The sequence below is a fragment of the Nocardia yamanashiensis NBRC 100130 genome (genome assembly GCF_001613325.1).
GTDB classification, from domain to species: domain Bacteria; phylum Actinomycetota; class Actinomycetes; order Mycobacteriales; family Mycobacteriaceae; genus Nocardia; species Nocardia yamanashiensis.
Window position 1 is genome coordinate 136,503 of sequence record NZ_BDCD01000026.1, and the last position, 21,872, is coordinate 158,374.

Genomic DNA, 21,872 nt, shown 5'->3' on the forward strand with positions numbered 1-21,872 from the left:
CACGTGTCCGATTCACGATTCCCGAACCTGTCCCGCCGCGGGTTCCTGGGGCTGGCCGGCGCCACCGCGGCCGGGCTGGCGCTGACCGCCTGCGCGGGCACCGGTGGCGGCGGCAGCAAGCAGGGCGGCGACGGCAACAAGCTCACCTTCTGGTCCAACCACCCCGGCACCTCCAAGGATCAGGAACTGGAGCTGATCAACCGCTTCCAGGCCAAGTACCCCGATATCAAGGTGGAACTGGTCGACGCGGGCAAGAACTACGAGGAGGTGTCGCAGAAGTTCAACGCGGCGCTGTCCGGCGGTGAACTGCCCGACATCGTGGTGCTGTCGGACGTGTGGTGGTTCAACTACGCGCTCACCGGCAAGATCGAGCCGCTGGACTCCCACTTCGGTTCCGCCGGTGTGAAACTCGACGACTACGTCGATTCCCTCGCCGCCGACTACCTGTTCAACGGCAAGCACTACGCGCTGCCGTACGCGCGCTCGACGCAGGTCTTCTACTACAACAAGGACGCGTGGTCCAAGGCCGGGCTGCCCGACCGCGGCCCGAACTCCTGGCAGGAATTCGACGAGTGGGGCCCCAAGCTGCAGTCCGTGGTGGGCGGCGGCAAGTTCGCGCACGGCTGGGGCGACGCCAAGAACTACCTGGGCTGGACCTTCCAGGGCCCGATGTGGACCTTCGGCGGCGGCTACTCCGATCAGTGGAAGCTGAAGTTCAACGAGCCCAAGTCGATCGAGGCCGGCAACTTCCTCAAGGCCATGATCAACGACAAGAAGTACGCCACCATCAGCCCGCAGGTGGCGGTGGACTTCGGCACCGGCGTGGTGGCCTCGGCCATCGCCTCCACCGGTGATCTCAAGGGCATCAAGAAGAGCGCCGAGGGCAAGCTGGAATTCGGCACCGCCTTCCTGCCGCACCCGAACGGGGCGGGCGCCACCACCGGCGGCGCGGGCCTGGCGATTCCGTCCGGGATCTCCGACGCCCGCAAGGAGAACGCGCTCAAGTTCATCGAGTTCGTCACCAATGCCGCGAACACCGCGTACTTCTCGCAGGCCACCGGGTACATGCCGGTGCGCAAGTCGGCGCTGCAGGATCCCACCGAGATCGAGTTCCTGGCCAAGAACCCGAACAACAAGACCGCCATCGAACAGCTGTCGGTCACCAAGTCGCAGGACTACGCGCGCGTCTTCCTGCCGGGCGCGGACCAGATCATCGGCGCGGGCATGGAGCAGATCGGCAACCAGAACCGCGATGTGACAGCCGCTTTCGGCGATATCACCAGCCAGCTGCAGTCGATCTACGACAAGCAGATCGCGCCGAAGCTGCCCAAGTAATACCCGGTAACCGAGCTAGGAGACCCGCCGCATGGCGACTGTGCAGTTCGAGGGCGTATCCCTCACCTATCCGGGTGCGCCCGCCCCGGCCGTGTCCGACCTGAACCTCGATATCGCCGACGGCGAATTCCTGGTGCTGGTCGGGCCTTCGGGGTGTGGCAAGTCCACCAGTCTGCGCATGCTGGCGGGTCTCGAGGCGGTCAGCACCGGGAGCATCCGCATCGGCGGACTCGACGTCACCGGCCTGGCTCCCCGCAACCGCGATGTGGCCATGGTCTTCCAGAGCTACGCCCTGTACCCCAATATGACGGTCGCGGAGAACATGGGCTTCGCGCTCCGCAATGCCGGAATGTCCAAGTCGGACACGCTGGTTCGGGTCAAGGAAGCCGCCGCCATGCTGGAGCTGGAGGACCTGCTGGACCGCAAACCGGCCAAGCTCTCCGGCGGCCAGCGCCAGCGCGTCGCCATGGGCCGCGCCATCGTCCGCCGTCCGCAGGTCTTCTGCATGGACGAGCCGTTGTCGAACCTGGACGCCAAACTCCGCGTCAGCACCCGCTCCCAGATCGCCGCCCTGCAGAAGCGTCTGGGCACCACCACGGTCTACGTCACGCACGACCAGGTCGAGGCCATGACCATGGGCCACCGGGTGGCCGTCCTCAAAGACGGGCAGCTCCAGCAGATCGCCTCGCCCCGCGAGCTCTACGACAACCCGGTCAACACCTTCGTGGCCGGCTTCATCGGTTCTCCCGGCATGAACCTGCTGACGGCCCCCATCGAAGACGGCGCGGCGGTCCTCAACGATCTCCGCATCCCCGTCCCGCACCAGACCTCCGGCTCCCGCGTGGTGATCGGTATCCGCCCCGAATCCTGGGAACTGACCACCGATCCCGCCAACGCCCTGGCCGTCGAAGTGGAACTCCTGGAAGAGCTGGGCGCCGAATCCTTCCTCTACTCCCACGGCATCACCGACCAGTGGTCCAGCCAATCCGGCCGGGTGGTGGCCCGGGTGGACCGCCGCCTGCGCATCACCCTCGGCGAACGCCTCTACCTCACCCCGAAGACCGACGAGATCTTCTTCTTCGACGCCGAAACCCAGCAGCGCCTGTCCTGAGCTCGCACTCAGGGCAGCGGCCGCGCCTGCGCGAGAATCGCGTCCACCGTCTCCTCGACCGTGAGATCCGAAGAGTCCAGCCACAATCCGATCCGGGGCGTGGTCTCGCGCAGTCCGGTGTCCAGATCCTCGACGGTGTAGGCACCGTACGCGTTCTTCGCGCGCCCCGCCTCCCGCGCCGCGACGGCGTCCGGCCGCGGGGCCAGGACGACCACATAGCGCGGGCGGGTCCGGATCCGCTCCGTGAACCAGGGCAGGAAATCCCCGAGCACCACGTCCTGCACGACGGCCGTGAACCCTTCGGCCGCATAGGCATCCGCCGTCGCGGCGGCCAGCCGGTAGCGCAATCGCAACTGCTCCAGCGCCGCCTCCGGCGGATCCGGCCGCATGTCCTCCCGCCCGTTCACCACGAACCGGCGGAAGGCATCGCCCCGCACGTGCGCCGACTTCGGCAGGCGCTCCGCGAGCGCCTGCGCGACAGTCGATTTCCCGGCCGCCTGAATGCCGGTGATCAGATAGACGGCCCCGGCTACCAGATCTTCACCCGCTCGGCCGGATCCAGGTAGAGGGCGTCGCCGGGTTCCACGGCGAAGGCTTCGTGGAAGCCGTCGAGGTTGCGGACCACGCCGTTGCAACGGAATTCGGGCGGGGAGTGCGGGTCGACGGCCAGGCGGCGGATGGCTTCCTCCTGGCGGGCCTTGGTGCGCCAGACCTGCGCCCAGCCGAAGAAGACTCGTTGCAGGCCGGTGAGACCGTCGAGTTCGGGGGCTTCCTTGCCGTCGAGGGAGATCTTGTAGGCCTCCAGCGCGATGGAGAGGCCGCCGAGATCGCCGATGTTCTCGCCGATGGTGAACTCGCCGTTGACGGTGTGCTCGTCGGCCAGGTCCTTGGGGGAGAACTGGTTGTACTGGTCGATCAAAGCCTTGGTGCGCTTGCCGAATTCGGTGCGGTCGGACTCGGTCCACCAGTCGATCATGTTGCCGTCGCCGTCGTACTTGGAGCCCTGATCGTCGAAGCCGTGGCCGATCTCGTGGCCGATGACCGCGCCGATACCGCCGTAGTTGGCGGCGTCGTCGGCGTTCATATCGAAGAACGGGGGCTGGAGAATGGCGGCGGGGAAGACGATTTCGTTGAGGCCGGGGTTGTAGTAGGCGTTGACCGTCTGCGGGGTCATGAACCATTCGTTGCGGTCCACGGGGCCGCCGAGCTTGTTCAGGTCGCGGTCGTGTTCGGCGGCATAGCCGTTGCGGTAGTTGCCGACCAGATCGGCGGGATCGATGGTGATGTCGGAGTAGTCGCGCCACTCGTCGGGGTAACCGATCTTGGGGGTGAACTTCTCCAGCTTGGCGAGCGCGGCCTGACGGGTCTCGGGGCTCATCCACTCCAGGTCGGCGATATTGCGGCGGTAGGCCTCCTGCAGGTTCTCCACCAGTTCGACCATGCGGGCCTTGGCTTCCGGCGGGAAGTGCTCGGCCACATAGAGTTTGCCGACGGCCTCGCCGAGCAGATCCTGAACCACCGAGACGCCGCGCTTCCAGCGTTCCCGGTTCTCGGGCGCGCCGGTGAGGGTGCGGCCGTAGAAGTCGAAGTTGGCCTCGACCAGATCGTCGGTGAGGTAGGGGGCGCGGGCCTTCACGATGCGCCAGGCCGCCCAGGCCTTCCAATCCTCGATGGACTCCGAGGCCCAGAGCCGGGCGAAGGTTCGGACGTAATCGGGCTGGCGGACCACCAGTTCGGCGAACAGTTCACGACCGGAGCGGTCCAGGCCGGCCGCCAGCGCGGAAGTCCAGGCATCCCAGTCGAATTCCGGGTTCTCCGCGGCCAGGGCGTCGAAAGTGGTGAGGTTGTAGCTCAATTCGGCGTCGCGGCGGCGCACCACGTCCCAATGCCCGCCGGCCAGCTTGGCCTCCAGGTCGAAGACGCGCTGCGGGTCGTAGTCCAGGCCCGCCAGCTCGAACATGCGGCCGATGTGCGCCAGGTACTTCGCGCGGATCTCGGCGTACTCGTCCTTGTGGTAGTACGACTCGTCGGGCAGGCCGAGGCCGGACTGGGTGGCGTGCACCAGGTAGCGCTGCGAGTTCTTGTCGTCGGTGTCGACGTAGAAGGCGAGCGCGCCGCCGACGCCGGTGCGCTGCAGGCGGCCGATGAGCGCGGCGAAATCGGAGCTGTTGCCGACCGCGGCGACGGCGGCCAGTTCCTCGGCCAGCGGGGTCAGGCCCGCCGCCGCGACCGCCGCGGTGTCCATGAACGAGTTGTACAGGTCACCGATCTTGCGCTCTTCGCTGCCGGGCGCGGCATCGGAGGCGGCGGCCGCCTGGATGATCGCCTGCACGTCCCGCTCCGCCTGGTCGTACAGCGTGCGGAAGGCGCCGTCGACCGCGCGGTCGCCCGGTATCTCGTAGGTGTCCAGCCATTTGCCGTTGACGTGCGCGAACAGGTCGTCCTGCACTCGCACACCGTCATTACGGAAAGACAGGTCGATACCGGAGGGAGCGTTCAGCTGCGAAGTCACGATCCCCAGTATGCCCACTTCCGCCCGCGCGGGGCGGGCGCTCGCCTTCAGGCGAACACGGGAATGCGGTCGAACTCGCCATCGCGGGCGCCGGCCAGAAAAGCGTCCCATTCTCCAGGGGTGTATACGAGAGTGGTCTCACCGTGGCGCAGCACGGTATGCCCGTCGGGGCGGGTGCGGGCGGTCAGGGCGACCGGGTCCGTGCCGCAGCCGAGTACTACGCCGAGGAAGGACATCCATTCGGGTGCCGTGACGGTGATAACGGGCTCCGGTTCGTGACGCCGTTCCGGATCGCGCCGGAACTTGCTGTCGCGAATGAGCACCACGGCACCGTCGAAACGGACCTCGACGCACTGATTTCCATTATTGGTGCGGGTCGATGTGAACCAGCCGGTGGAATCCGGCTGGTAGTTCGCGGTGGTAAGCATGGGCGGTATTTTACCGTCGGACATGTGTCTCCTACCCTTGCGAATAACGTTTGATCATCGCCAAAGACTCTGTCCGGCCGAGTGATTGGTCGAGCGCGCGCACGAATGCGAAACTCAAGTCGCGGACCTGGTCCGGATCGTCCACCGCGCCGCCGAAAACAGCGCTCTCCACCCAGCCGAAAGTCGGGAGATTTTCCGACGCGAAATCGAGCAGGTGGAAACTCGAGCCGCCCAGAATCGCGCCGTGCGAGGCGCTGAACGGAATCACCCGCACCGTCACCGAATCCAGTTCGTCCATCAAATCGGCCAGATGCTCGAGTTGCCGGCGGAGCGCTTTGGGGCCGCCGATCTGTTGCAGGAGGGTGGCCTCGCCGACCACGGCGGTCAGTTCCAGCCGTTCCCCGTCCGCGCGCAGGCGTTCCTGCCGGCGCATGCGGACGGCCACCAATTGCTCGACCTGGACGGGCCGGATCATGACGTCGGCGCTGATGAGTGCCCTGGCGTACTCCTCGGTCTGGAGCAGGCCGGGCACCACCAGACTGTCGTAGCTGCGAATGGCCTCCGCGCCGAATTCCATGCCGTAGTAGCGCTGCAATTCCGCGCCGATCAAGGCCGAGGACTTGGTCCACCAGCCGCGTTCCTTGCTCGCGGTGAGCAATTCGAGCAGTTCCTCGCGCTCCTCGCCCTCCACCTCCAGCAGCTCCAGCACCGGGCCGATGGTGGTGGCGGTGAGGACGCGCCGTCCCTTCTCCACATGCGACCAGTTGGCCGGGGTGAAACCGACCCGCTTGGCGAAAGTGGCCGAATCGAAACCGCGTTGCTCACGCAGCTCCCGAAGCCTCAGGACCAGCTCCCAACGCGCGACGGTCGGAGAGACCGGCGCGGGCTTGTGCTTCTGGGGGTTCGGGGGCGAAGCCCCAGCGAGTCCCCGAGAGTTGGGTTCGCCCATGCCGACGGACTCTACTCCGGAAATCCCCCGGCGTGTGACTATTGTCATACCGATTGCGGGGCCTTAGGGTCATTAGCAGGAGGTTCGCCATGAGCGCGCTGGACCCGTCCTCGTACACCGCCACCCAGGAGGCGTTGGCGCGGTGCCGTAGCTACCGCAAGGAAAACGGTCTGTACGGAGTGGTGGATTCGGTATTGGGCCGAATCATGTTGGAAGTCGGGTCCGTCGGGGCCGTCACCATGCCCGCTGAACTGGGTAAGCGCGTGCGCGATCGGTTGCTGGCGCAGCGCCGGTGCGGGCCCGTCATCGCCCACCCGCGCTCGGGGCGATGGACGTTCCTGACCGGGCCCAGCGACGATTCGTATCTGGACATGACGCTGTTCTCGGATCTGTTCCGGGACTGCGCCGCCGTGGCGCTGCCCGGTAGCCAGATTGTTCTACCGTCGCCTACGGATGAACACGCCGCCTATCGAACGTGGATCTGCCCGCCGGACGGCGACTTTCGGCCGGAACTCGCGGAAGTCCTCGCGGCTACCCGCGAATGCCGCCCGGCGGCAAGCTGACCCAGTTCTCAACCGGGAAGAGGGAATTGGGGGCTGGGCCCCCAAACCCCCTTAAGTGGGTTCGGGGGTGAAGGTGATGCTGAACCGGTCCTCGACCCGCTGCTGGAAGTCCCGCTCGCACTGGTCGATCTTCGACTGATTCCCCTTGGCGTCATTGATGCAGCTGATGTAGTCGGTGGTCCCCGTCTCGGAGAACACGAACCACACCAGAATGCCCGCGATGATGCCGCCGATCAGGCTGATGGCCCCGAGGATCAGACCGCTCAGCGCCATCCCCTTGCCGTCCCCGGTCCCGGCGCGCACCTTCGACAGCGCGATCAGACCGAAGATCATGGCCAGCAGGCCGAAGATGATGCCGAGGATCGTGAAGATCACGGTCCAGAAGGTCAGGATGCCGAGAATGCCCAGGACCAGCGCGGCGATCGCGAGACCCTTGCTCTTCGGCTCACCCTGCCAATAGCCGCCGCCACCCGGTGGCGGATAACCGCCCGGGGGCGGTGGTGGATTCTGGCCGTACTGTCCGGGAGGTGGGTACTGTGCCATGCCCAGATGCTATTGCCCGCCGAGGCGAGCATGCATCTCCCACACCAGGATTTCGGACGGGATGTTCGCGGTCACCCGCTGCCCGCCGCTGCGCGCCATGCGCACCGCGTCACCCTCGTACAGGGTGCCCACGCCCTCCATGTCGATCTCACCGCGCGCCACGAAAAGATGCAGGTAGGGCGCTTCGGGTAGGCGTACCTCCACGGGCTCGGCCGGGCCCGCCATGCGCGCCACGTGCAGCGCCGAATGACTGCTGTTGATGGCGATGGCGGTCCGGTCGCGATAGCGCGGCAGCCCCGAGGCCACCGTCACCAGCCCGCCGCCGGCCAGCTCGTCGTCGATTTCCAGCTGCTGATAGCCGGGCGTCAGGCCGGGCTCGTCCGGCACCACCCACATCTGCACGAAATGCACCGGCTCCTCGTGCTCGGGAGCCGTGCTGATGCGCCAGGAATCGTTCTTCTCCGAATGCAGGATGCCCGCGCCCGCGCTCATCCGCTGGGCCAGGCCCGGATAGATGACGCCGCTGTGGCCGAGCGAATCCTGATGCACCAGGCTGCCGCTGAGCACCCAGGTGACTATCTCCATATCCCGATGCGGATGGGTTTCGAAACCCTCGCCGGGCAGGACTATGTCCTCGTTGTTGACCAGCAGCAGGCCGTGATGGGTGTTGTCGGGATCGTAGTGTTCCCCGAAGGAGAACGAATGCTTCGAATCCAGCCATGCCACACGCGTTTTCATACGATCGCCTGCGCGATGGACATCGATGTGTGGTGTCGTGAGGGTGGACACCGCCGTACTCCTCTCACCGGCGAGCACCGATCAGAATCCAGGGTAGGGGCACAATCCGCGCCTTCAGCTGAATTCCCGGTAAATTCTATCGTGAGAGCAGCACCGCCCTGCACGCCGCCGACCAGGCACTTCGATATCGGCATGGCGAACAGGCAAATACCCGGCGACCATCCGCTATCGCGAGTGCCCCGCCAGCGGTATTCGGTCGGCGACCGTATCATGATGTGCCGCAAGTGAAACCGGAGGGAGAGCAGGGGGATGCGACCCGAAGTACTCGCGGGCATCGAACGCGAACTCCGGCAGCAGGCCGAAGACGAGGGCATCGTCCACTTCGTGGTCGGGGTGGCAGTATTCCGCAATGGGAAACTGCTGGTCGTACGGCGTGTCGCCGACGATTGGCACGGGGGGATGTACGAACTGCCCGGCGGCGGTGTGGAATCCGGGGAAAGTTTCGCCGAATGCGTGGAACGCGAACTCTTCGAGGAAACCGGACTGCGGATCACCCGCATCACCGATGTGCTGGGCGGGTTCGACTACGCCACCCGGACCAAATCCCGGGTGCGGAAATACAGCTTCGTGGTGGAGGCGCTGGACGGGGAGATCGTGCTCGATCCGGGTGAACACGACGAATTCCAATGGGTCGATGCCGACAGTCTCGACAATCTGCCCATGGCCGAGGATATGCGCGCGGCCGTATTCGCCCTCGTCACCACGCATCCCGCGCGGTGAGCACACCCGCCACCGACCACACCCCGGAATCCGGACCAGGTTCGCCGCCCCGCCGCACGCCCCGCGCCGTGCTCGCGACGGTGCGCACCGTCGTGCGGGAGAGCCCGGGCACGCTGCGGCTGAGCGTCATCCGGCTGGCCGGGCAGTTCGGCGACGGCATGTTCCAGGCCGCGCTGTCGGGCGCGATCCTGTTCAACCCGGAACGCGAAACCGATCCGCTCGCCATCGCGGGCGGCTTCGCGGCGCTGCTGCTGCCGTACTCGATCATCGGGCCGTACGCGGGCGCCATGCTCGACCGCTGGGACCGGCGGACGGTGCTGCTGGTCGCGAATATCGTGCGGGCCGTGCTCATCGCGGTCACCGCCGTGGGGCTGCTCGCCGGGATGGGCAATCGGCTGCTGCTGGTGTTCGCGCTGGCCGTGGTCGGGGTGAGCCGCTTCGTGGGTGCGGGCGTGTCGGCGGCACTGCCCAAGGTGCTGGCCCAGCGCTGGTTGGTGCCGATGAACTCGATCCTGGCCACCGTCGCGTCCGGGTGCGCGGTGCTGGGCGCGGGCGTGGGGTTCGGCATCATCGGCGTGGCGGGCGCGGGTGATCTCGGCTCCGCGCTCGCGGTCGCGGTGAGTGCCGCCGGATCAGCGATCGGCGCGGTCGTGACGAGTGGATTCCGGCCGCGCGCACTCGGCCCCGAACGCGAGCCCACCGTAGTGGCCGCCGCGCCATCCCACTCGGGCACGAGCGCGAACAGCGGTACCGCGCCCGGCGCGAGTGCCGATGCCGGGACCGTCGAACCCAGCACGCTCCGGGCGCTGGCGGCGGGATTGAAATCGGGGGCGACGGCGGCTTGGCGGTCGCGCGAGGTCACCACGGCCATGATCGGAATCGGCGCGCACCGCATGGTGTTCGGAGCCGACACGCTGTTGATGGTGCTGGTATTGCGGCGTGGCGACGGAGCCGCGGTGGGGAAGCATCTGGCCAAGTTCAGCGCGGCGATCACCTCGACCGGCGCCGGGATGCTGGTGGCGGCCGCCGTGGCGCCCTTCCTGATTCCGCGGCTGGGCCGGTCCCGGACGGTGGTGGCCGGGCTGGTGACGGCGATCGTGGTGCAGTTGGCGCTGGTCACGCCGATCACCATCGCCACGGGGGCGGGGGAGCGGCGGGCGGAACTGTGCTTGCTGGCGGCGGCCTTCCTGCTCGGCTTGTGCGGGCAGACCATCAAGCTGACCGGGGACGCGGCCATGCAGATCGATATCGACGACGCGCATCGCGGGCAGGTGTTCGCGCTGCAGGACACCGTTTTCAACATCACCTACGTGCTGGCGCTGGCCGGGACGGCGCTGTGGATTCCGAAGGACGGGCGCTCACCCGTGCTGGTGCTGGTGGCGGCGGGCGTCTACGGCTGCGGGATCGCCGCCATCGCGGCCAATTCGCGGCGGCATGCCGGCCGGTAGCCGGTCTCGGGTCGATCACATCCGGCCGACAGCGAGGTGAACGGCCGGGCGTGTCGCGAGGGAACGGATACGGTGGGGGTCTCAGCCCGATGAGGAGGCTCACGACGCATGCGATTCCGCCCGCTCGGCCCGCCCGCGCGTATCGGAATCCCTGCCGCACTGGCCCTCTCGGGTGCTCTTGCCGTGTGCGCGGGACTGTTGCCGGTGACCCCGGCGCGGGGCGCGCCGCATCCCTGGGCGCCGCCGCCCGTGAACAGTTGCGGGGAAACCGGTTTCGATCCGCTGCTGCGCGAACCGCTCGAACCGGCCCCGGAACCCGCACCCGCACAACCTGATCCGACCATTCGCATCACGGTCCCGGTGCCGAGCTTCGTGCCGGTCCCCGTACCCGGTCCGCGGCCGGACAATACGCGGATCGATCCCGCGCCGCTGCCCGCGAATCCGTGTGACAATCCCTGCCCGGATATTCGGGACAGTCCCAAGCCCGCACCGGCGACGAGCGCGCCGGAAATCACCGCACCCGAGGCGAATCCGGATGAATCAACCGCTACGGCCGCGCCGCCTCCGGCGACTACGACCACCCCGCCGGGAATCTTCCCGAACATCGAACTCCCGAAGATCGAACTCGAGCCCAGGACCGAGACCGTTCCCATCCCCGTGCCCGGCGGCGATCCGCCCGAACCGCAGCCGGGCCCGGCGGTGAATCCACAACCGTGGGAACCCGGTCCGGCCGCCGCGCCGATCCCGCTGCCGCAGGTCGAATCGGTCGACCTGGTCAGACAGCTCACCGGGCACGGGTCCGAGAATCGCACCGATATGCGCTGGTCGGTGGACGGCACCGACCTCGGGCTGATCTACGAGACCGGCCCCGGACAGGTCGCGGTGGTCTTCGGCGACACCTTCGGCAAGGGCTGGGAACCGCCCGGGGCGGGCACCGGAGACCAGGACTGGCGCAGCAACACCCTCGCCTACAGCACCGACCGGAATCTGGCCGACGGTCTCACCCTGGACAGCTTCGTGCAGGATTCGCGCTGCCATGCCGCCGAGATCCTGGACAGCCGCAAGATCGAGAACTTCGAGGTCACCACCATTCCCACCTCCGGGTTCACGCTCGGCGGGCGGCAGTACCTGAGTTATATGTCGATCAATGCCTGGAGCCGGCTGCCCGGCGCGTGGGTCACCAATCGCGGCGGGCTGGCCTGGTCCGACGACAACGGCCGCACCTGGACCAAATCGCTGTGGGCGCAATGGGACAACTTCCTCGGCGCGGCGCGCTTCCAGGTGTCGGCCATGGTGCCGCAGGGGGATTACATCTACATGTTCGGCACGCCCAACGGCCGGTACGGGACGATCGGGCTGGGGCGGGTGCGGGCCGAAGAGGTGCTGAACAAATCGGCCTACCAGTACTGGATCGGCGGGACCTGGGTGTCCGCCAACGGCGCGAGCGAATTACTGGTCAGCCCTTTGGTTTCCGGACCGGTCGGTGAATTGTCGATCCGCTACGACGCCGCCTCGCGGCGCTGGCAGATGGTGTATCTGGACGTGACGGCGCACCGCATCGTGCTGCGCACCGCCGCGGAACCACAGGGCGCGTGGAGCGACCCGGTGCCGCTGATCGACACCGACGACTATCCGACCGCGTACGGCGGCTTCATCCACCCGTGGTCGACGAGCACCGACCTGTACCTGACCATGTCGGCCTGGAACAGCTACAACGTCTATCTGATGCACGTGGCACTGAAGTGAATCCGGGTCACGAGGCGCGGCGGAACCGCAGCGCCTGACCCGGCCGGGCTTGCGCCACCGCATCGACGTCCGCGTCCACCACCACCGCGATGACCGGATAGCCGCCGGTGATCGGATGATCGGCCAGGAAGATCACCGGCTGTCCGCTCGGCGGGACCTGCACCGACCCCAGAGCCATACCCTCGGTGGGCAGTTCGGCTTGCACGCGGCGCTCCAGCGGCGGTCCCGAACGCCGGTCCAGCCGGGCCCCGATCCGGTCGGTATCGGAGGAGATCAGCCATTCGCCCGCGAAAAGCGCAGCGGCATCGGTGAACCAGTCGTCGCGCGGGCCGGGCACGGCGTGCACGAGCAGTTCGCCGTCCGGGGGCGGAGGCACCGGAGCCACATCCACGATGGGATGGACGCGCGGTGGCGCGCCGATCGGGAGGACATCGCCGATGCGCAGCGGTTCGGGGCCGATACCCGAGAGCGTGTCCCGGCTGCGTGAACCCAGCACCGGCGGCAGGTCGAGGCCGCCACGCACGGCGAAGTAGCTGCGCAAGCCCGCGGTCGCATAGCCCAGCCGAAGCCGTTGTCCCTCTTCGACTTGCAGCACGCTCGCCATCCCCATCGGGCGGCCGTCGAGGGTGATGGGAACCGCCGCACCCGTGAGGGCGACCGTGAGATGCCGCTCGGCCAGCAGTTCCAGCCCGCCCAGCAGCACCTCGATACCGGCCGCGCCCTCCGGATTGCCGACCAACCGGTTGGCCAGCCGCAAGGCGGAACGATCTGCCGCACCGGACATTCCGACCCCGGAATCGAACCAGCCCGGGCGCCCGAGATCCTGCACCGTGGCCAGCGGGCCGACCCGCTCGATCCTGATCGCCGTCATCGCGCCGCCTCGGCGATCACGAACCGCACCCGCGTTCCCGCGCGCACCAGCGCGGGCGGATCCCGTTCCGCGTCCCACATGGGTGATTCCGTGCTGCCGATCAACTGCCAGCCGCCTGGGCTCCGACGCGGGTAGACGGCCGAGTAGCCGCCCGCGAGCGCCACCGCGCCCGGCGGGATCGCGGTGCGGGACTGGGCTCGCCGTGGCACCGTCAGCCGGCCGTCGGGAGATTCCAGGTAACCGAATCCGGGCGCGAAACCCACAAAGGCACAGCGCCATACCGTCCCGGTGTGCTGTGCGATCACCTCCGCGGGCGTCAACCCGAGCAGGTCCGCCACCGCGTCCAGATCCGCTCCGTCGTAGCGCACCGGGATCAGCACCGGCTCGGAGCGGAAACCATTGCCGCCCACCGAAGATTCCATCCGGTCGATCCGCTGGGGTTGCCGATCCCGGGGACCGTACGCACCGGCGGGCACCCGTGCCCGCGCCGTCGACCGGTCCAGCAGGGCTTCCAACTGCCGTCGCACCGGCTCCGCCGCGGCCGCCGAAACCAGTGTGACCAGCACGGTTTCGGCCGCGGGAAGCACATCCAGCACACCCTCGGGCCGCTGCCGCAGCGCGGCGACCAACTCCGCCACCAGCTCCCTGGCCGGTGGAATCACCAGCAGCGCACGATCACCCGCCGCCCGGATCTCCCCGGCCGGGAAACTCCGCGCCGCCCCGGTCACCGAACCACCGATTCCACGGCTACCGCTCGCGACCGTCGAAAAGCCGACAGCACCCGGTCGTCGGCCCGCCGACCCGTAGCGACCGGCGATGCGCCACCGTGGGTGGCCGTCGAAACCGGCCCCGCACTCACCTCGACGGCATATCGAATCACGATGCGATCATCCGCAAGCGCGGCGAACCAGCCGGTGCGGCCGCCGTCTCGCGTCCGGGCGCGGACCCGCGGGCGGGACATCAGGCGAACGGGCGCAGCGGGACGCCCGACTCGTCCAGGGCCGCGCGGATGCGCCGGGCCATTTCCACCGCGGCTGGGGAGTCGCCGTGGACGCAGATGCTGGTGGCGTGCACGGCGACGGTGCCGCCGTCGACGGTGGCGGCCTTGCCGGTGCGGGCGATCGAAAGCGCCTGGGATACCGCGTCATCCGCGTTCAGGACCGAACCCGGCAAGCCGCGGGGCGCGAGCAGGCCATCGGGAGTGTAGGCGCGATCGGCGAAACCCTCACCGATGAAGGGGGTTCCGGCTGTGGTGGCGGCGACTTCCATTTCGGTGCCGGCGGGGCCCAATAGGGCCAGGGTGGAATCGAATTCGCGCAGGGCCGTCACCACGGCGTCGGCGAGGGCGCGGTCGGCGGCGGCCGCGTGGTAGAGAGCGCCGTGCGGTTTGACGTAGCGGACGCGGTCGCCGGCCGCGCGAGCGAAGGCATCCAGGCTGCCGAGTTGATACAGGGTTTCGTCGCGGAGGTCGGCCGGGGCGATGGCGATGGCGCGGCGGCCGAAGCCGGGGAGGTCGCGGTAGCCGACGTGGGCGCCGATGCGTACACCCCGCTCGACAGCCAGCGCGCAGGTGCGGCGCATGATCGACGGGTCGCCGGCGTGGAAACCGCAGGCGATATTGGCGCTGGTGACCACGTCCAGCATGGCCGCGTCGTCGCCCATCCGGTATGCGCCGAAACCCTCGCCTAGGTCGCTGTTCAGATCCACGGGCATATGTTCTCCCAGCCGCTGGTCGTTCCCGGTCGCAGGTTCGATTGTGGTCGCGACGGCGGACGGCGACAACAGGCGCCGTTCAGCGGCCGGATCGTGACCTGGTTCACAGGGGCGTGGTGTCACGGATGCGGGGCAACACCTGTCCCATGGACATGAACGAGACGAAGCAGGTACTGCTGGCCGGGGCGAGCGGAGTCCTGGGCCGCCACATCACGCACGCGCTGCGGCAGCAGGGGTATGCCGTCATCACCCTGGGCCGCGGCGCGGGGTCCGACGTCACGGCGGATCTGATGAATCGGGATCAGCTGCTGCGGGCCGTCGAAGGATTGCGGGTGGACACCGTGGTGCATGCCGCCACCGCGCTGCACAAGGCGCCCATGAAGCATCGCGATATGTTCGCCACCGATGATCTGCGGATCACCGGCACCGGGAATCTGGTGGAAGCCGCCAAGCTGGTCGGGGCACGGCGGATGATCGCCGAATCCATGGTGCTCGGATACGGATATCGGGACTTCGGCGAGCGCCTGCGCACCGAACAGGACGAATTCGGCCGGGACGGAGACGAATCCGTGGCCCGGCATCTGGAAGGCATGCGGGTCAAGGAGCACCTCATGCTGAATACGCCGGGTATCGAAGGGATTTCACTGCGGTACGGGCTGTTCTACGGGCCCGGCGGCACCGAGGCCGTGGTCGATATGCTGCGCAAACGGATGCCGGGGATCAACGATCACGGGCGGGTGCTGCCCTGGGTGAATCTGGTCGACGCGGGGAGGGCGGTGGCGCTCGCGGTCGAGAACGGCACTCCCGGTGCGGCTTACAACATCGTCGATGACCAACCGGTCGGCTTCGGAGAGCACCTGCGGCTGGTCGCCGATATCTTCCGCACCCCCAAGCCCATCACCGTGCCGAACTGGGCGCTGCTGCCCATGTCCTACCTGCACACCATGACCAAGGTGAATATGCGCGTCGCCAATGCCGCGGCCAAAGCCGAACTCGGTTGGAAACCGCAATATCCCTCCTGCGCCGACGGCCTGCGCGCGCTGGCCGCCGCCTGACCCGAGCGCACCGGTCCCCGGGATGTGACCTGGATCGCAGGGCGAAGCCTGGAGATGTCATCTGCGACCGCTACGCTCGAACCAATCATGGCCACGTATTTCGATCCGAAGTCCTGGTCTCCACTGCGGGCGGTGGACCTGGGGATGGACCTGGGCAAACGGCTGTTCGACCAGACCTGGGTCGACCAGTGGACCAGCTTCACCACCGCCTGGCTGGATCCGGTGGCGGATTTCGGGGCCGGGACTGTCACCGCGCTCATGCCCGACGTGCTCATGACCCTGCTGTCGGAGGGGATTCTCAGTCAGTTCGGCGGGCAGGAGGTCAGCGCGACCTTCCTGGGACATGATCTGCGGGCCACGTTGCACACCTTGAAGGTGCGCAGGCGCGGGGCGCACTTCCAATCGAAAACCGTGCTCACCGAACTGTTCTGGAATACGCATCCGATTCAGGAATTGACGGTGATCGCGCACGGGGTGCGGTTGATCCCGGGCGTGCCGACCAAACTGCGCAGTCAGCAGCTCGAGCTGAGCGGCGTCATCTCCGTTGCCGCGCTGCTGGATTGGATCAATACCTGGCAGCCGGACTGGGAGCTGGAGCCGGCGGCGAACGGGATGGTGCTGGCCAAGCACCGGCAGCGGCGGATCCGGGCGCTCGCCGAGGCCGAGATCGTCGACAATGTGCTGGTCGTCAAGGTGCACAGTGCGCACTGGCGGAAGGTGCGGGCGCCCAAGCGGATGACGATGCTGAAGCCGATTCCGTTGACGCAGTTGCCGAATCAAGCCCGTATCAGTCGCGCCGAGCGCAAGGGCGACGTGATCGAATTCGCGGCCGACCTACCGGGATTGACCGGGTCGTTCGATCTGGCGCAGATCCGGTCGGCCATCGTCGCCGGAACCACGCTCATCGTCTTCTAGTGCGGAGACAACTCTCGTAACTCTCAGGGGGCTTCGCCCCCCGAACCCCCGTTCCACCAACTCAGCAGCTCTGCCTTCGCCTCTTCCGGCTCCATCGGGCCGCGGTCCAGGCGCAATTCCTTCAGGAACCGCCACGCCTTGCCGACCTCCGGACCCGGTTGCAGGCCAAGCAATTCCATGATCGCGTTACCGTCCAGTTCCGGACGCACCCGATCCAGATCCTCCTGCTCCTTCAGCCGCTCGATGCGAACTTCCAGATCGTCGTAGGTGGAACGCAGCAGCGCCGCCCGCCGCTTGTTGCGGGTCGTGCAATCCGCGCGCACCAGCTTGTGCAGCCGGGGCAGCAGGTCGCCGCCGTCGGTCACGTAGCGCCGCACCGCCGAATCCGTCCACTGCCCCTTGCCGTAGCCGTGGAACCGCAGGTGCAGATACACCAGCCGCGCCACATCCTCGGTGAACTGCTTCGGATACTTCAAGGCGCGCATGCGCTTTCGCACCATCTTCGCGCCCACCACCTCGTGATGGTGGAAGCTCACCCCGCCGCCGGGCTCGTTGCGCTTGGTCGGCGGCTTGCCGATGTCGTGCAGCAGCGCCGCCCAGCGCAGCACCAGGTCCGGATCGCCCTCTTCCTGGTCGATGGCCTGCCGCAGCACGGTCAGCGAATGCTGGTAGACGTCCTTGTGCTGATGGTGCTCGTCGATCTCCAGCATCATGGCGGGCACCTCGGGCAGCACCCGTTCGGCCAGCCCGGTCTCCACCATGATGTCGATGCCGTCGGTCGGGTACTCGCCGCCGATCAGCTTGTCGAGTTCGGTGTGAATGCGTTCCGCGGTGATCCGGTCGATCTCGCCGGCCATGGCGGTGATGGCTGCCCGCACGCGCGGCGCGAGGGTGAACCCCAGCTGCGATACGAACCGCGCGGCACGCAGCATGCGCAGCGGATCGTCCTGGAACGAGTCCTCCGGCGCGGCGGGCGTGTCGAGCACGCCCTCCAGCAGATCCTCGACACCGCCCAGCAGATCGACGAATTCGAGTTCGCCCAGCTCACCGATGCGCACGGCCATGGCATTGACCCGGAAGTCACGCCGCACCAGATCGCCCTCGAGGGTGTCGCCGAAGGTCACCTCGGGATTGCGGGAGACCCGGTCGTAGGCGTCGGCGCGGAAGGTGGTGATCTCCAGCTGCTGGCCGTCCTTCGAGGCGCTGACCGTGCCGAAGGCGAGCCCGCCGGTGTCCCACAGATTGTCGGCCCAGCCGCGCATCAACTCCTGCACGACCTCGGGCCGGGCATCGGTGGTGAAGTCGAGATCGGTGCCGAGCCGGCCGAGCACCGCGTCGCGCACGCTCCCGCCCACCAGATACAGCTGATGGCCATGGGCGGCGAAAAGCTCACCCAATGGGGTCAACACGTCGGAGAGCCGTCCCAGAGTTATCGCCGCCGCGGCGAGCAATCGGGTACGGCGATCCACGCTTGCTTCCTCGGACTTCGGCGAAACCACGAATACGCAGCTTAGTCGAGCGGGCAAATCCATTGCGGCGGCCGGTGCGGAGGATGAGCGGGAGCGCCGGGTCTCCCCTATAGACTGGCGCGGTGTCCCCGGCCGATCGCGCGAACAATCGCCGCCGCCAGCCCCGGCGCCGCGGTTCGGCCGGTAGTGCGGCGAAACCCGCCGGTGCCCCGAAACCACGCATGCGCACGGTCCGCGAAACCTCCGCGGGCGGGCTCGTGGTGGACGGTCTCGACGGGCCCAGCGAGCAGCGGTGCGCCGCGCTCATCGGGCGTACCGACCGGCGCGGACGGTTGCTGTGGTCGCTGCCCAAGGGCCATATCGAAGAGGGCGAGACCGCCGAGCAGACCGCCATTCGTGAGGTCCAGGAGGAGACCGGGATCCACGGCACGGTGGTCGCCGAACTGGGCAGCATCGACTACTGGTTCGTGACCGAGGGCCGGCGGGTACACAAGACGGTGCACCATTATCTGATGCGATCGCTCGGCGGGGAATTATCCGACGCCGACGTGGAAGTCACCAAGGTGGCGTGGGTTCCGTTGAGCGAACTCGATTCCCGGCTCGCCTACGCCGACGAGCGCAGGCTGGCCGAGGTCGCCAACCGGCTGATCGACCGGATGGAGAACGGCAGACAATGACGCGTGCGGGGTCCGAGCGTGCTGGGCGAGACACCGCGGCGGTTACACCGAATCGAACGCAGCGGAAGCTGCACCGCTGGGTGCTGTCGCTGATCGCGGTGCTGCTGACGGTGCTGACCGGCGGGCTGCCCGCGTCCGCGCAACCCAGCGGCAGCAATGGCGCCGGGGCGCCGAGCACGCCGAAATTCCTGAAGCTGTCGCTGGATTCGGTGACGCCCAATGCCATCACCGCCACCAGCGATCCGTACTTCGTTGTGTCGGGGACCATCACCAATATCGGCGACCGGCCAGTGGACGATGTGGCGGTGCGCATCCAGCGCGCCGCGGCGGTCGGCACCCCCAGCGGGCTGCGCTCCACGCTGCGGCTCGATCAGATCAACTACGACGTCACCGGCGAATTCCAGGACGTGGCCGAACGATTGACGCCCGGCCAGCGGAAACAGTTCAGCCTCACCGTCGCTCTGCAGGCCGGCGGCGAACTGCCCGGCGGCGTCTCGGCTTTGGACATCACCGCGCCGGGCATCTACCCGCTGCTGCTCAATGTGAACGGCGAACCGGCCTACGGCGGACAGGCCCGCCTGGACGACGCGCGGTTCCTGCTGCCGGTGCTCGGCGTGCCCGCCGCGGCCGACGCCAAAACCCCTGCCGCCCCGCCGGTTACCCCGCCCGCCGACGCGCCGGTCGCCACCACCATGCTGTGGCCGCTGGCCGACCGGCCGCGCCTGGTCGCCGGGATTCCCGGTGCGCCGGACGGGCAGGCGCTGCTCACCGACGACGACCTGGCCGGTTCGCTCGCCTCCGGCGGACGGCTCGATCAGCTGGTGGCGGCGCTGGAGAGCTCGCTCAAGACCGAGGGCCAGCGCGACAAGGTGCTCAACAGCGCGCTCTGCCTGGCCGTCGATCCGGATCTGCTGATCACCGTGTCGTCCATGATCGACGGCTACCGGGTGCTGGCCAGTCCGTCCGATCCGGAAGGGCCGACGCGCTCCGGCACCGGCGCGCACGCCGCCAAGACCTGGCTGGAACGACTGCGCACGCTGGCCTCCGGCATGTGCGTGGTGGCCTTGCCGTTCGCGCAGGTGGACCCGAGCGCGCTGGCCGCGACCGGCGATGTCACACTCGCCGACCGGGCGCTGAACGCGCCCGCGGAACTGGTGGATTCGCTGCTGGCGGTGAAATCGGTACGCGGGGTGGCGATACCGGACGCGGGCAGCATCGACAACGAGGCCGGGGCGCTGCTGGCCCATCACGGGTACACGACGGCGGTGCTGGCCGACAATGCGGTGACCACCGGCGAGGGCCGCGCCAATCTGGTCAGCACGAAGACGCCGGGCGCCCCCGCGGCCGCGACGCCGGAGCCGGTGAGCCCGGATATGGTGCGGCTGGCCGGAATCGGCGATACCGCGCCGGGCGCACCGGAACTCAGGGCCGCCACCTTCGATATCTGGGCGGCCACCGCGCTCGCCGCGGTCGGCTCACATCCGCCGACGCCGCCCTTCACGCCGGAGAAGGTGCGCTACGACCTGACCAACGATTCGCGGGCCGCGCGCCTGCAGGACGCGCTGGGCGCCATCACCTGGACGGCCCTGAATCCGCAACCGGGACGGCCGCGTTCGGCGCTGCTCATGCCGCCGCAGCAGTGGGGCGCCAACAAAGAGGAGGCGACGGCGCTGCTGGGGCAGCTGCAATTGCTGTTCCGGACCAATCTCGCGGCGCCCCGCGCGCTCACCGATCTGCTGGCGCAGGCGCCGGATCCGCAGCCGTACGAACTCGATTACCTGTCCCAGGCGGCGAGCGAGGCGGTGCCGGCGCATTTCGTCGAACCGGTGCGGCAACAGGCGCAACGCATTACCGAGATGATGAACGCGCTGGTCGAGGTGCCGCAGCAGGAGCTGAGCCCGCGCGCGTTCCTGAATCCGTTGCGCGACGACCTGATCCGGGTGCTGAGCCTGTCCGATCGGCGGGCCTCCGGCGCGCAGGCCGATACCTCGGCGCAGCGGCGGCTGGATCAGACCGGGCGGACGCTGGACAAGCTCTTCGGGTCGGTGACGGTGCTGCCGCCCGGCGGCGTGTACACCCTGGCCTCCGAACAGAGCCCCTTGCTATTGGTGGCGCGCAATGATCTGCCGGTCGCCATCCGGGTCGAGTTCCGGATCGACGCGCCCGCCGAGACCAACATCACCGATATCGGCGAACAGGTGCTGCCCGCCAAGGGAACCCGCTCGTTCCAGGTCCCGACCGAGGTGTCCGACAGCCGGAACCTGGTGATTCCCATTGCCTTGAGCACCCCCGACGGGGTCCCGCTCGGCAATCAGGTTTCGGTATCGGTGCGGTCCAACGCCTACGGTCAGGTGTTGGCGATAATTACCGCGAGCGCCTTCGTACTGCTGCTCCTGCTGGCCGGTCGCCGGCTCTGGCACCGCTTCCGCGGGCAGTCCGATCCGGCCGACGAAGGGCTGGACCCGGGAACACGTCGCAGGGTCAACCGGTACCGGCGCGCGCGGAAGCAGGAGTTGAAACGACAGGAGACACGGTGAGCGAGTACGGCGGGCCGCGCTCATCCGGCCGACCGGAAGGTCCGGGGCAACCGGGCCGTCCCGGTCGTCCCGAGGACTCCGGTCGCGGCTCCGGGTGGTCCGGGGACGCCGATCCGGGCTACGACGGGCCCGACGACTACGACGCACCCGGCCATTACGACGATCCCGAGCTCTTCGGCGGGCCCGGCAATGTGCCGCCGCGGTTCTCGGTGGGTGGCCGTCCCGAGGTGCCGGGGCGGCGGGAAGGACCGGACGGACCGCCGCCGCGGCGCGCGCCGTCGGCACCGTGGGAGCGTGGCGCGCGGCAACCCGGCCGCCGGCCCGGAGCAGGAGGAGGGAACGTGCCGACCGGAAATCCGCCGGGAGCACCGGGGCGTCAACAACCCGGTCAACCGTCCGGTCCGCGTTTGAATCCGGCGCGTGAACCCGAATCCGGGCCGATCCTGCGCCGGCCCACCGGGCAGCAGCCGGTACCGCCGCGC

At 68.2% G+C, this 21,872-nt stretch carries 20 protein-coding genes and 1 pseudogene; 11 read left to right on the forward strand and 10 right to left on the reverse strand.

Going from position 1 to position 21,872, the window contains the following annotated elements; translation table 11 throughout:
* Positions 1-3: 3 nt before the first annotated feature.
* Together NY1_RS30235 and NY1_RS30240 are read left to right on the forward strand one after the other, a co-directional pair.
* Positions 4-1,335, forward strand: a complete 1,332-nt coding sequence (locus NY1_RS30235) for an ABC transporter substrate-binding protein (protein ID WP_067720533.1) — start codon at positions 4-6, stop codon at positions 1,333-1,335.
* Positions 1,336-1,366: 31 nt separating this feature from the next.
* Positions 1,367-2,446: an ABC transporter ATP-binding protein gene (locus tag NY1_RS30240; RefSeq protein ID WP_067720534.1), complete on the forward strand. Its 1,080-nt coding sequence runs from the start codon at positions 1,367-1,369 to the stop codon at positions 2,444-2,446.
* 8 nt (positions 2,447-2,454) lie between these two features.
* Here the strand turns inward: NY1_RS30240 and NY1_RS30245 are convergent, their stop codons facing one another.
* The 4 genes from NY1_RS30245 to NY1_RS30260 are packed head-to-tail and all read right to left on the reverse strand — an operon-like array spanning position 2,455 to position 6,335.
* Complete coding sequence (locus NY1_RS30245) at positions 2,455-2,982, reverse strand: AAA family ATPase (RefSeq protein WP_084535618.1); 528 nt, start codon at positions 2,980-2,982, stop codon at positions 2,455-2,457.
* Positions 2,976-4,958, reverse strand: a complete 1,983-nt coding sequence (locus tag NY1_RS30250; RefSeq protein WP_233434557.1) for a M13 family metallopeptidase — start codon at positions 4,956-4,958, stop codon at positions 2,976-2,978. The genes NY1_RS30245 and NY1_RS30250 overlap by 7 nt, the downstream gene beginning before the upstream one ends.
* 47 nt (positions 4,959-5,005) lie before the next feature.
* Entirely contained in the window at positions 5,006-5,386 is a 381-nt protein-coding gene (locus NY1_RS30255; RefSeq protein WP_067720536.1) for a DUF397 domain-containing protein, read from the reverse strand.
* Positions 5,387-5,417: 31 nt separating this feature from the next.
* A complete protein-coding gene (locus tag NY1_RS30260) occupies positions 5,418-6,335 on the reverse strand; it encodes a Scr1 family TA system antitoxin-like transcriptional regulator (protein ID WP_084535603.1) in 918 nt (305 codons plus the stop codon).
* A gap of 89 nt (positions 6,336-6,424) precedes the next feature.
* Here NY1_RS30260 and NY1_RS30265 point away from each other — a divergent pair, with 89 nt between their 5' ends.
* Positions 6,425-6,898 (forward strand): hypothetical protein, encoded by a 474-nt coding sequence (locus NY1_RS30265; protein ID WP_067720570.1) that lies wholly within the window; start codon positions 6,425-6,427, stop codon positions 6,896-6,898.
* A gap of 51 nt (positions 6,899-6,949) precedes the next feature.
* Here the strand turns inward: NY1_RS30265 and NY1_RS30270 are convergent, their stop codons facing one another.
* Complete coding sequence (locus NY1_RS30270; RefSeq protein WP_067720537.1) at positions 6,950-7,441, reverse strand: DUF4190 domain-containing protein; 492 nt, start codon at positions 7,439-7,441, stop codon at positions 6,950-6,952.
* A 9-nt stretch (positions 7,442-7,450) separates the two neighbouring features.
* Entirely contained in the window at positions 7,451-8,230 is a 780-nt protein-coding gene (locus tag NY1_RS30275; RefSeq protein WP_157762558.1) for a pirin family protein, read from the reverse strand.
* A gap of 258 nt (positions 8,231-8,488) precedes the next feature.
* On the opposite strand from NY1_RS30275, the gene NY1_RS30280 reads away from it, so the two are divergent.
* From NY1_RS30280 to NY1_RS30290, 3 genes are all read left to right on the forward strand, one after another.
* Positions 8,489-8,959 carry an NUDIX hydrolase gene (locus tag NY1_RS30280; protein ID WP_067720539.1) on the forward strand — a complete coding sequence of 157 codons (471 nt, stop codon included), beginning with the start codon at positions 8,489-8,491 and terminating at the stop codon, positions 8,957-8,959.
* Positions 8,866-10,407, forward strand: a complete 1,542-nt coding sequence (locus NY1_RS30285; RefSeq protein WP_084535605.1) for an MFS transporter — start codon at positions 8,866-8,868, stop codon at positions 10,405-10,407. Before NY1_RS30280 ends, NY1_RS30285 begins: the two co-directional genes overlap by 94 nt.
* A gap of 108 nt (positions 10,408-10,515) precedes the next feature.
* The gene (locus NY1_RS30290; protein ID WP_067720541.1) at positions 10,516-12,153 is read left to right on the forward strand and encodes a glycoside hydrolase family 183 protein; all 1,638 of its coding nucleotides are present in this window, start codon (positions 10,516-10,518) and stop codon (positions 12,151-12,153) included.
* Between the two features lie 7 nt (positions 12,154-12,160).
* Here the strand turns inward: NY1_RS30290 and NY1_RS30295 are convergent, their stop codons facing one another.
* The 3 genes from NY1_RS30295 to NY1_RS30305 form a co-directional block, all read right to left on the reverse strand.
* On the reverse strand, positions 12,161-13,024 hold the full coding sequence (locus NY1_RS30295; protein ID WP_067720542.1) for a 5-oxoprolinase subunit C family protein: 864 nt from the start codon (positions 13,022-13,024) through the stop codon (positions 12,161-12,163).
* Positions 13,021-13,752 carry a 5-oxoprolinase subunit B family protein gene (locus NY1_RS30300; protein ID WP_067720543.1) on the reverse strand — a complete coding sequence of 244 codons (732 nt, stop codon included), beginning with the start codon at positions 13,750-13,752 and terminating at the stop codon, positions 13,021-13,023. The genes NY1_RS30295 and NY1_RS30300 overlap by 4 nt, the downstream gene beginning before the upstream one ends.
* Positions 13,753-13,984: 232 nt before the next feature.
* Entirely contained in the window at positions 13,985-14,737 is a 753-nt protein-coding gene (locus NY1_RS30305; RefSeq protein ID WP_067720544.1) for a LamB/YcsF family protein, read from the reverse strand.
* Positions 14,738-14,889: 152 nt separating this feature from the next.
* Here NY1_RS30305 and NY1_RS30310 point away from each other — a divergent pair, with 152 nt between their 5' ends.
* Both NY1_RS30310 and NY1_RS30315 read left to right on the forward strand, forming a co-directional pair.
* Positions 14,890-15,792: an NAD-dependent epimerase/dehydratase family protein gene (locus NY1_RS30310; RefSeq protein WP_218028471.1), complete on the forward strand. Its 903-nt coding sequence runs from the start codon at positions 14,890-14,892 to the stop codon at positions 15,790-15,792.
* 87 nt (positions 15,793-15,879) lie between these two features.
* Positions 15,880-16,707 (forward strand): hypothetical protein, encoded by an 828-nt coding sequence (locus NY1_RS30315; RefSeq protein ID WP_067720546.1) that lies wholly within the window; start codon positions 15,880-15,882, stop codon positions 16,705-16,707.
* A gap of 23 nt (positions 16,708-16,730) precedes the next feature.
* Here NY1_RS30315 and NY1_RS30320 read toward each other — a convergent pair whose 3' ends face one another.
* The gene (locus NY1_RS30320) at positions 16,731-18,176 is read right to left on the reverse strand and encodes a CCA tRNA nucleotidyltransferase (RefSeq protein WP_233434558.1); all 1,446 of its coding nucleotides are present in this window, start codon (positions 18,174-18,176) and stop codon (positions 16,731-16,733) included.
* A 122-nt stretch (positions 18,177-18,298) separates the two neighbouring features.
* Between NY1_RS30320 and NY1_RS30325 the strand changes: the two genes are divergently transcribed.
* From NY1_RS30325 to NY1_RS43195, 3 genes and pseudogenes are all read left to right on the forward strand, one after another.
* Positions 18,299-18,853, forward strand: a complete 555-nt coding sequence (locus NY1_RS30325; RefSeq protein WP_067720548.1) for an NUDIX hydrolase — start codon at positions 18,299-18,301, stop codon at positions 18,851-18,853.
* Entirely contained in the window at positions 18,850-21,390 is a 2,541-nt protein-coding gene (locus tag NY1_RS30330; RefSeq protein WP_233434559.1) for a DUF6049 family protein, read from the forward strand. The genes NY1_RS30325 and NY1_RS30330 overlap by 4 nt, the downstream gene beginning before the upstream one ends.
* Positions 21,387-21,872 (forward strand): annotated as a pseudogene (locus NY1_RS43195) (hypothetical protein); the annotation flags it as partial. The gene NY1_RS30330 and the pseudogene NY1_RS43195, both read left to right, overlap by 4 nt.

Coding starts and splice junctions, on each gene's coding strand:
- NY1_RS30240 (WP_067720534.1), top strand. CDS start 1,367: ATGGCGACTGTGCAGTTCGAGGGCGTATCCCTCACCTATCCGGGTGCG.
- NY1_RS30255 (WP_067720536.1), bottom strand. CDS start 5,386: ATGCTTACCACCGCGAACTACCAGCCGGATTCCACCGGCTGGTTCACA.
- NY1_RS30260 (WP_084535603.1), bottom strand. CDS start 6,335: ATGGGCGAACCCAACTCTCGGGGACTCGCTGGGGCTTCGCCCCCGAAC.
- NY1_RS30265 (WP_067720570.1), top strand. CDS start 6,425: ATGAGCGCGCTGGACCCGTCCTCGTACACCGCCACCCAGGAGGCGTTG.
- NY1_RS30270 (WP_067720537.1), bottom strand. CDS start 7,441: ATGGCACAGTACCCACCTCCCGGACAGTACGGCCAGAATCCACCACCG.
- NY1_RS30280 (WP_067720539.1), top strand. CDS start 8,489: ATGCGACCCGAAGTACTCGCGGGCATCGAACGCGAACTCCGGCAGCAG.
- NY1_RS30285 (WP_084535605.1), top strand. CDS start 8,866: ATGGGTCGATGCCGACAGTCTCGACAATCTGCCCATGGCCGAGGATAT.
- NY1_RS30290 (WP_067720541.1), top strand. CDS start 10,516: ATGCGATTCCGCCCGCTCGGCCCGCCCGCGCGTATCGGAATCCCTGCC.
- NY1_RS30295 (WP_067720542.1), bottom strand. CDS start 13,024: ATGACGGCGATCAGGATCGAGCGGGTCGGCCCGCTGGCCACGGTGCAG.
- NY1_RS30305 (WP_067720544.1), bottom strand. CDS start 14,737: ATGCCCGTGGATCTGAACAGCGACCTAGGCGAGGGTTTCGGCGCATAC.
- NY1_RS30310 (WP_218028471.1), top strand. CDS start 14,890: ATGAACGAGACGAAGCAGGTACTGCTGGCCGGGGCGAGCGGAGTCCTG.
- NY1_RS30315 (WP_067720546.1), top strand. CDS start 15,880: ATGGCCACGTATTTCGATCCGAAGTCCTGGTCTCCACTGCGGGCGGTG.
- NY1_RS30330 (WP_233434559.1), top strand. CDS start 18,850: ATGACGCGTGCGGGGTCCGAGCGTGCTGGGCGAGACACCGCGGCGGTT.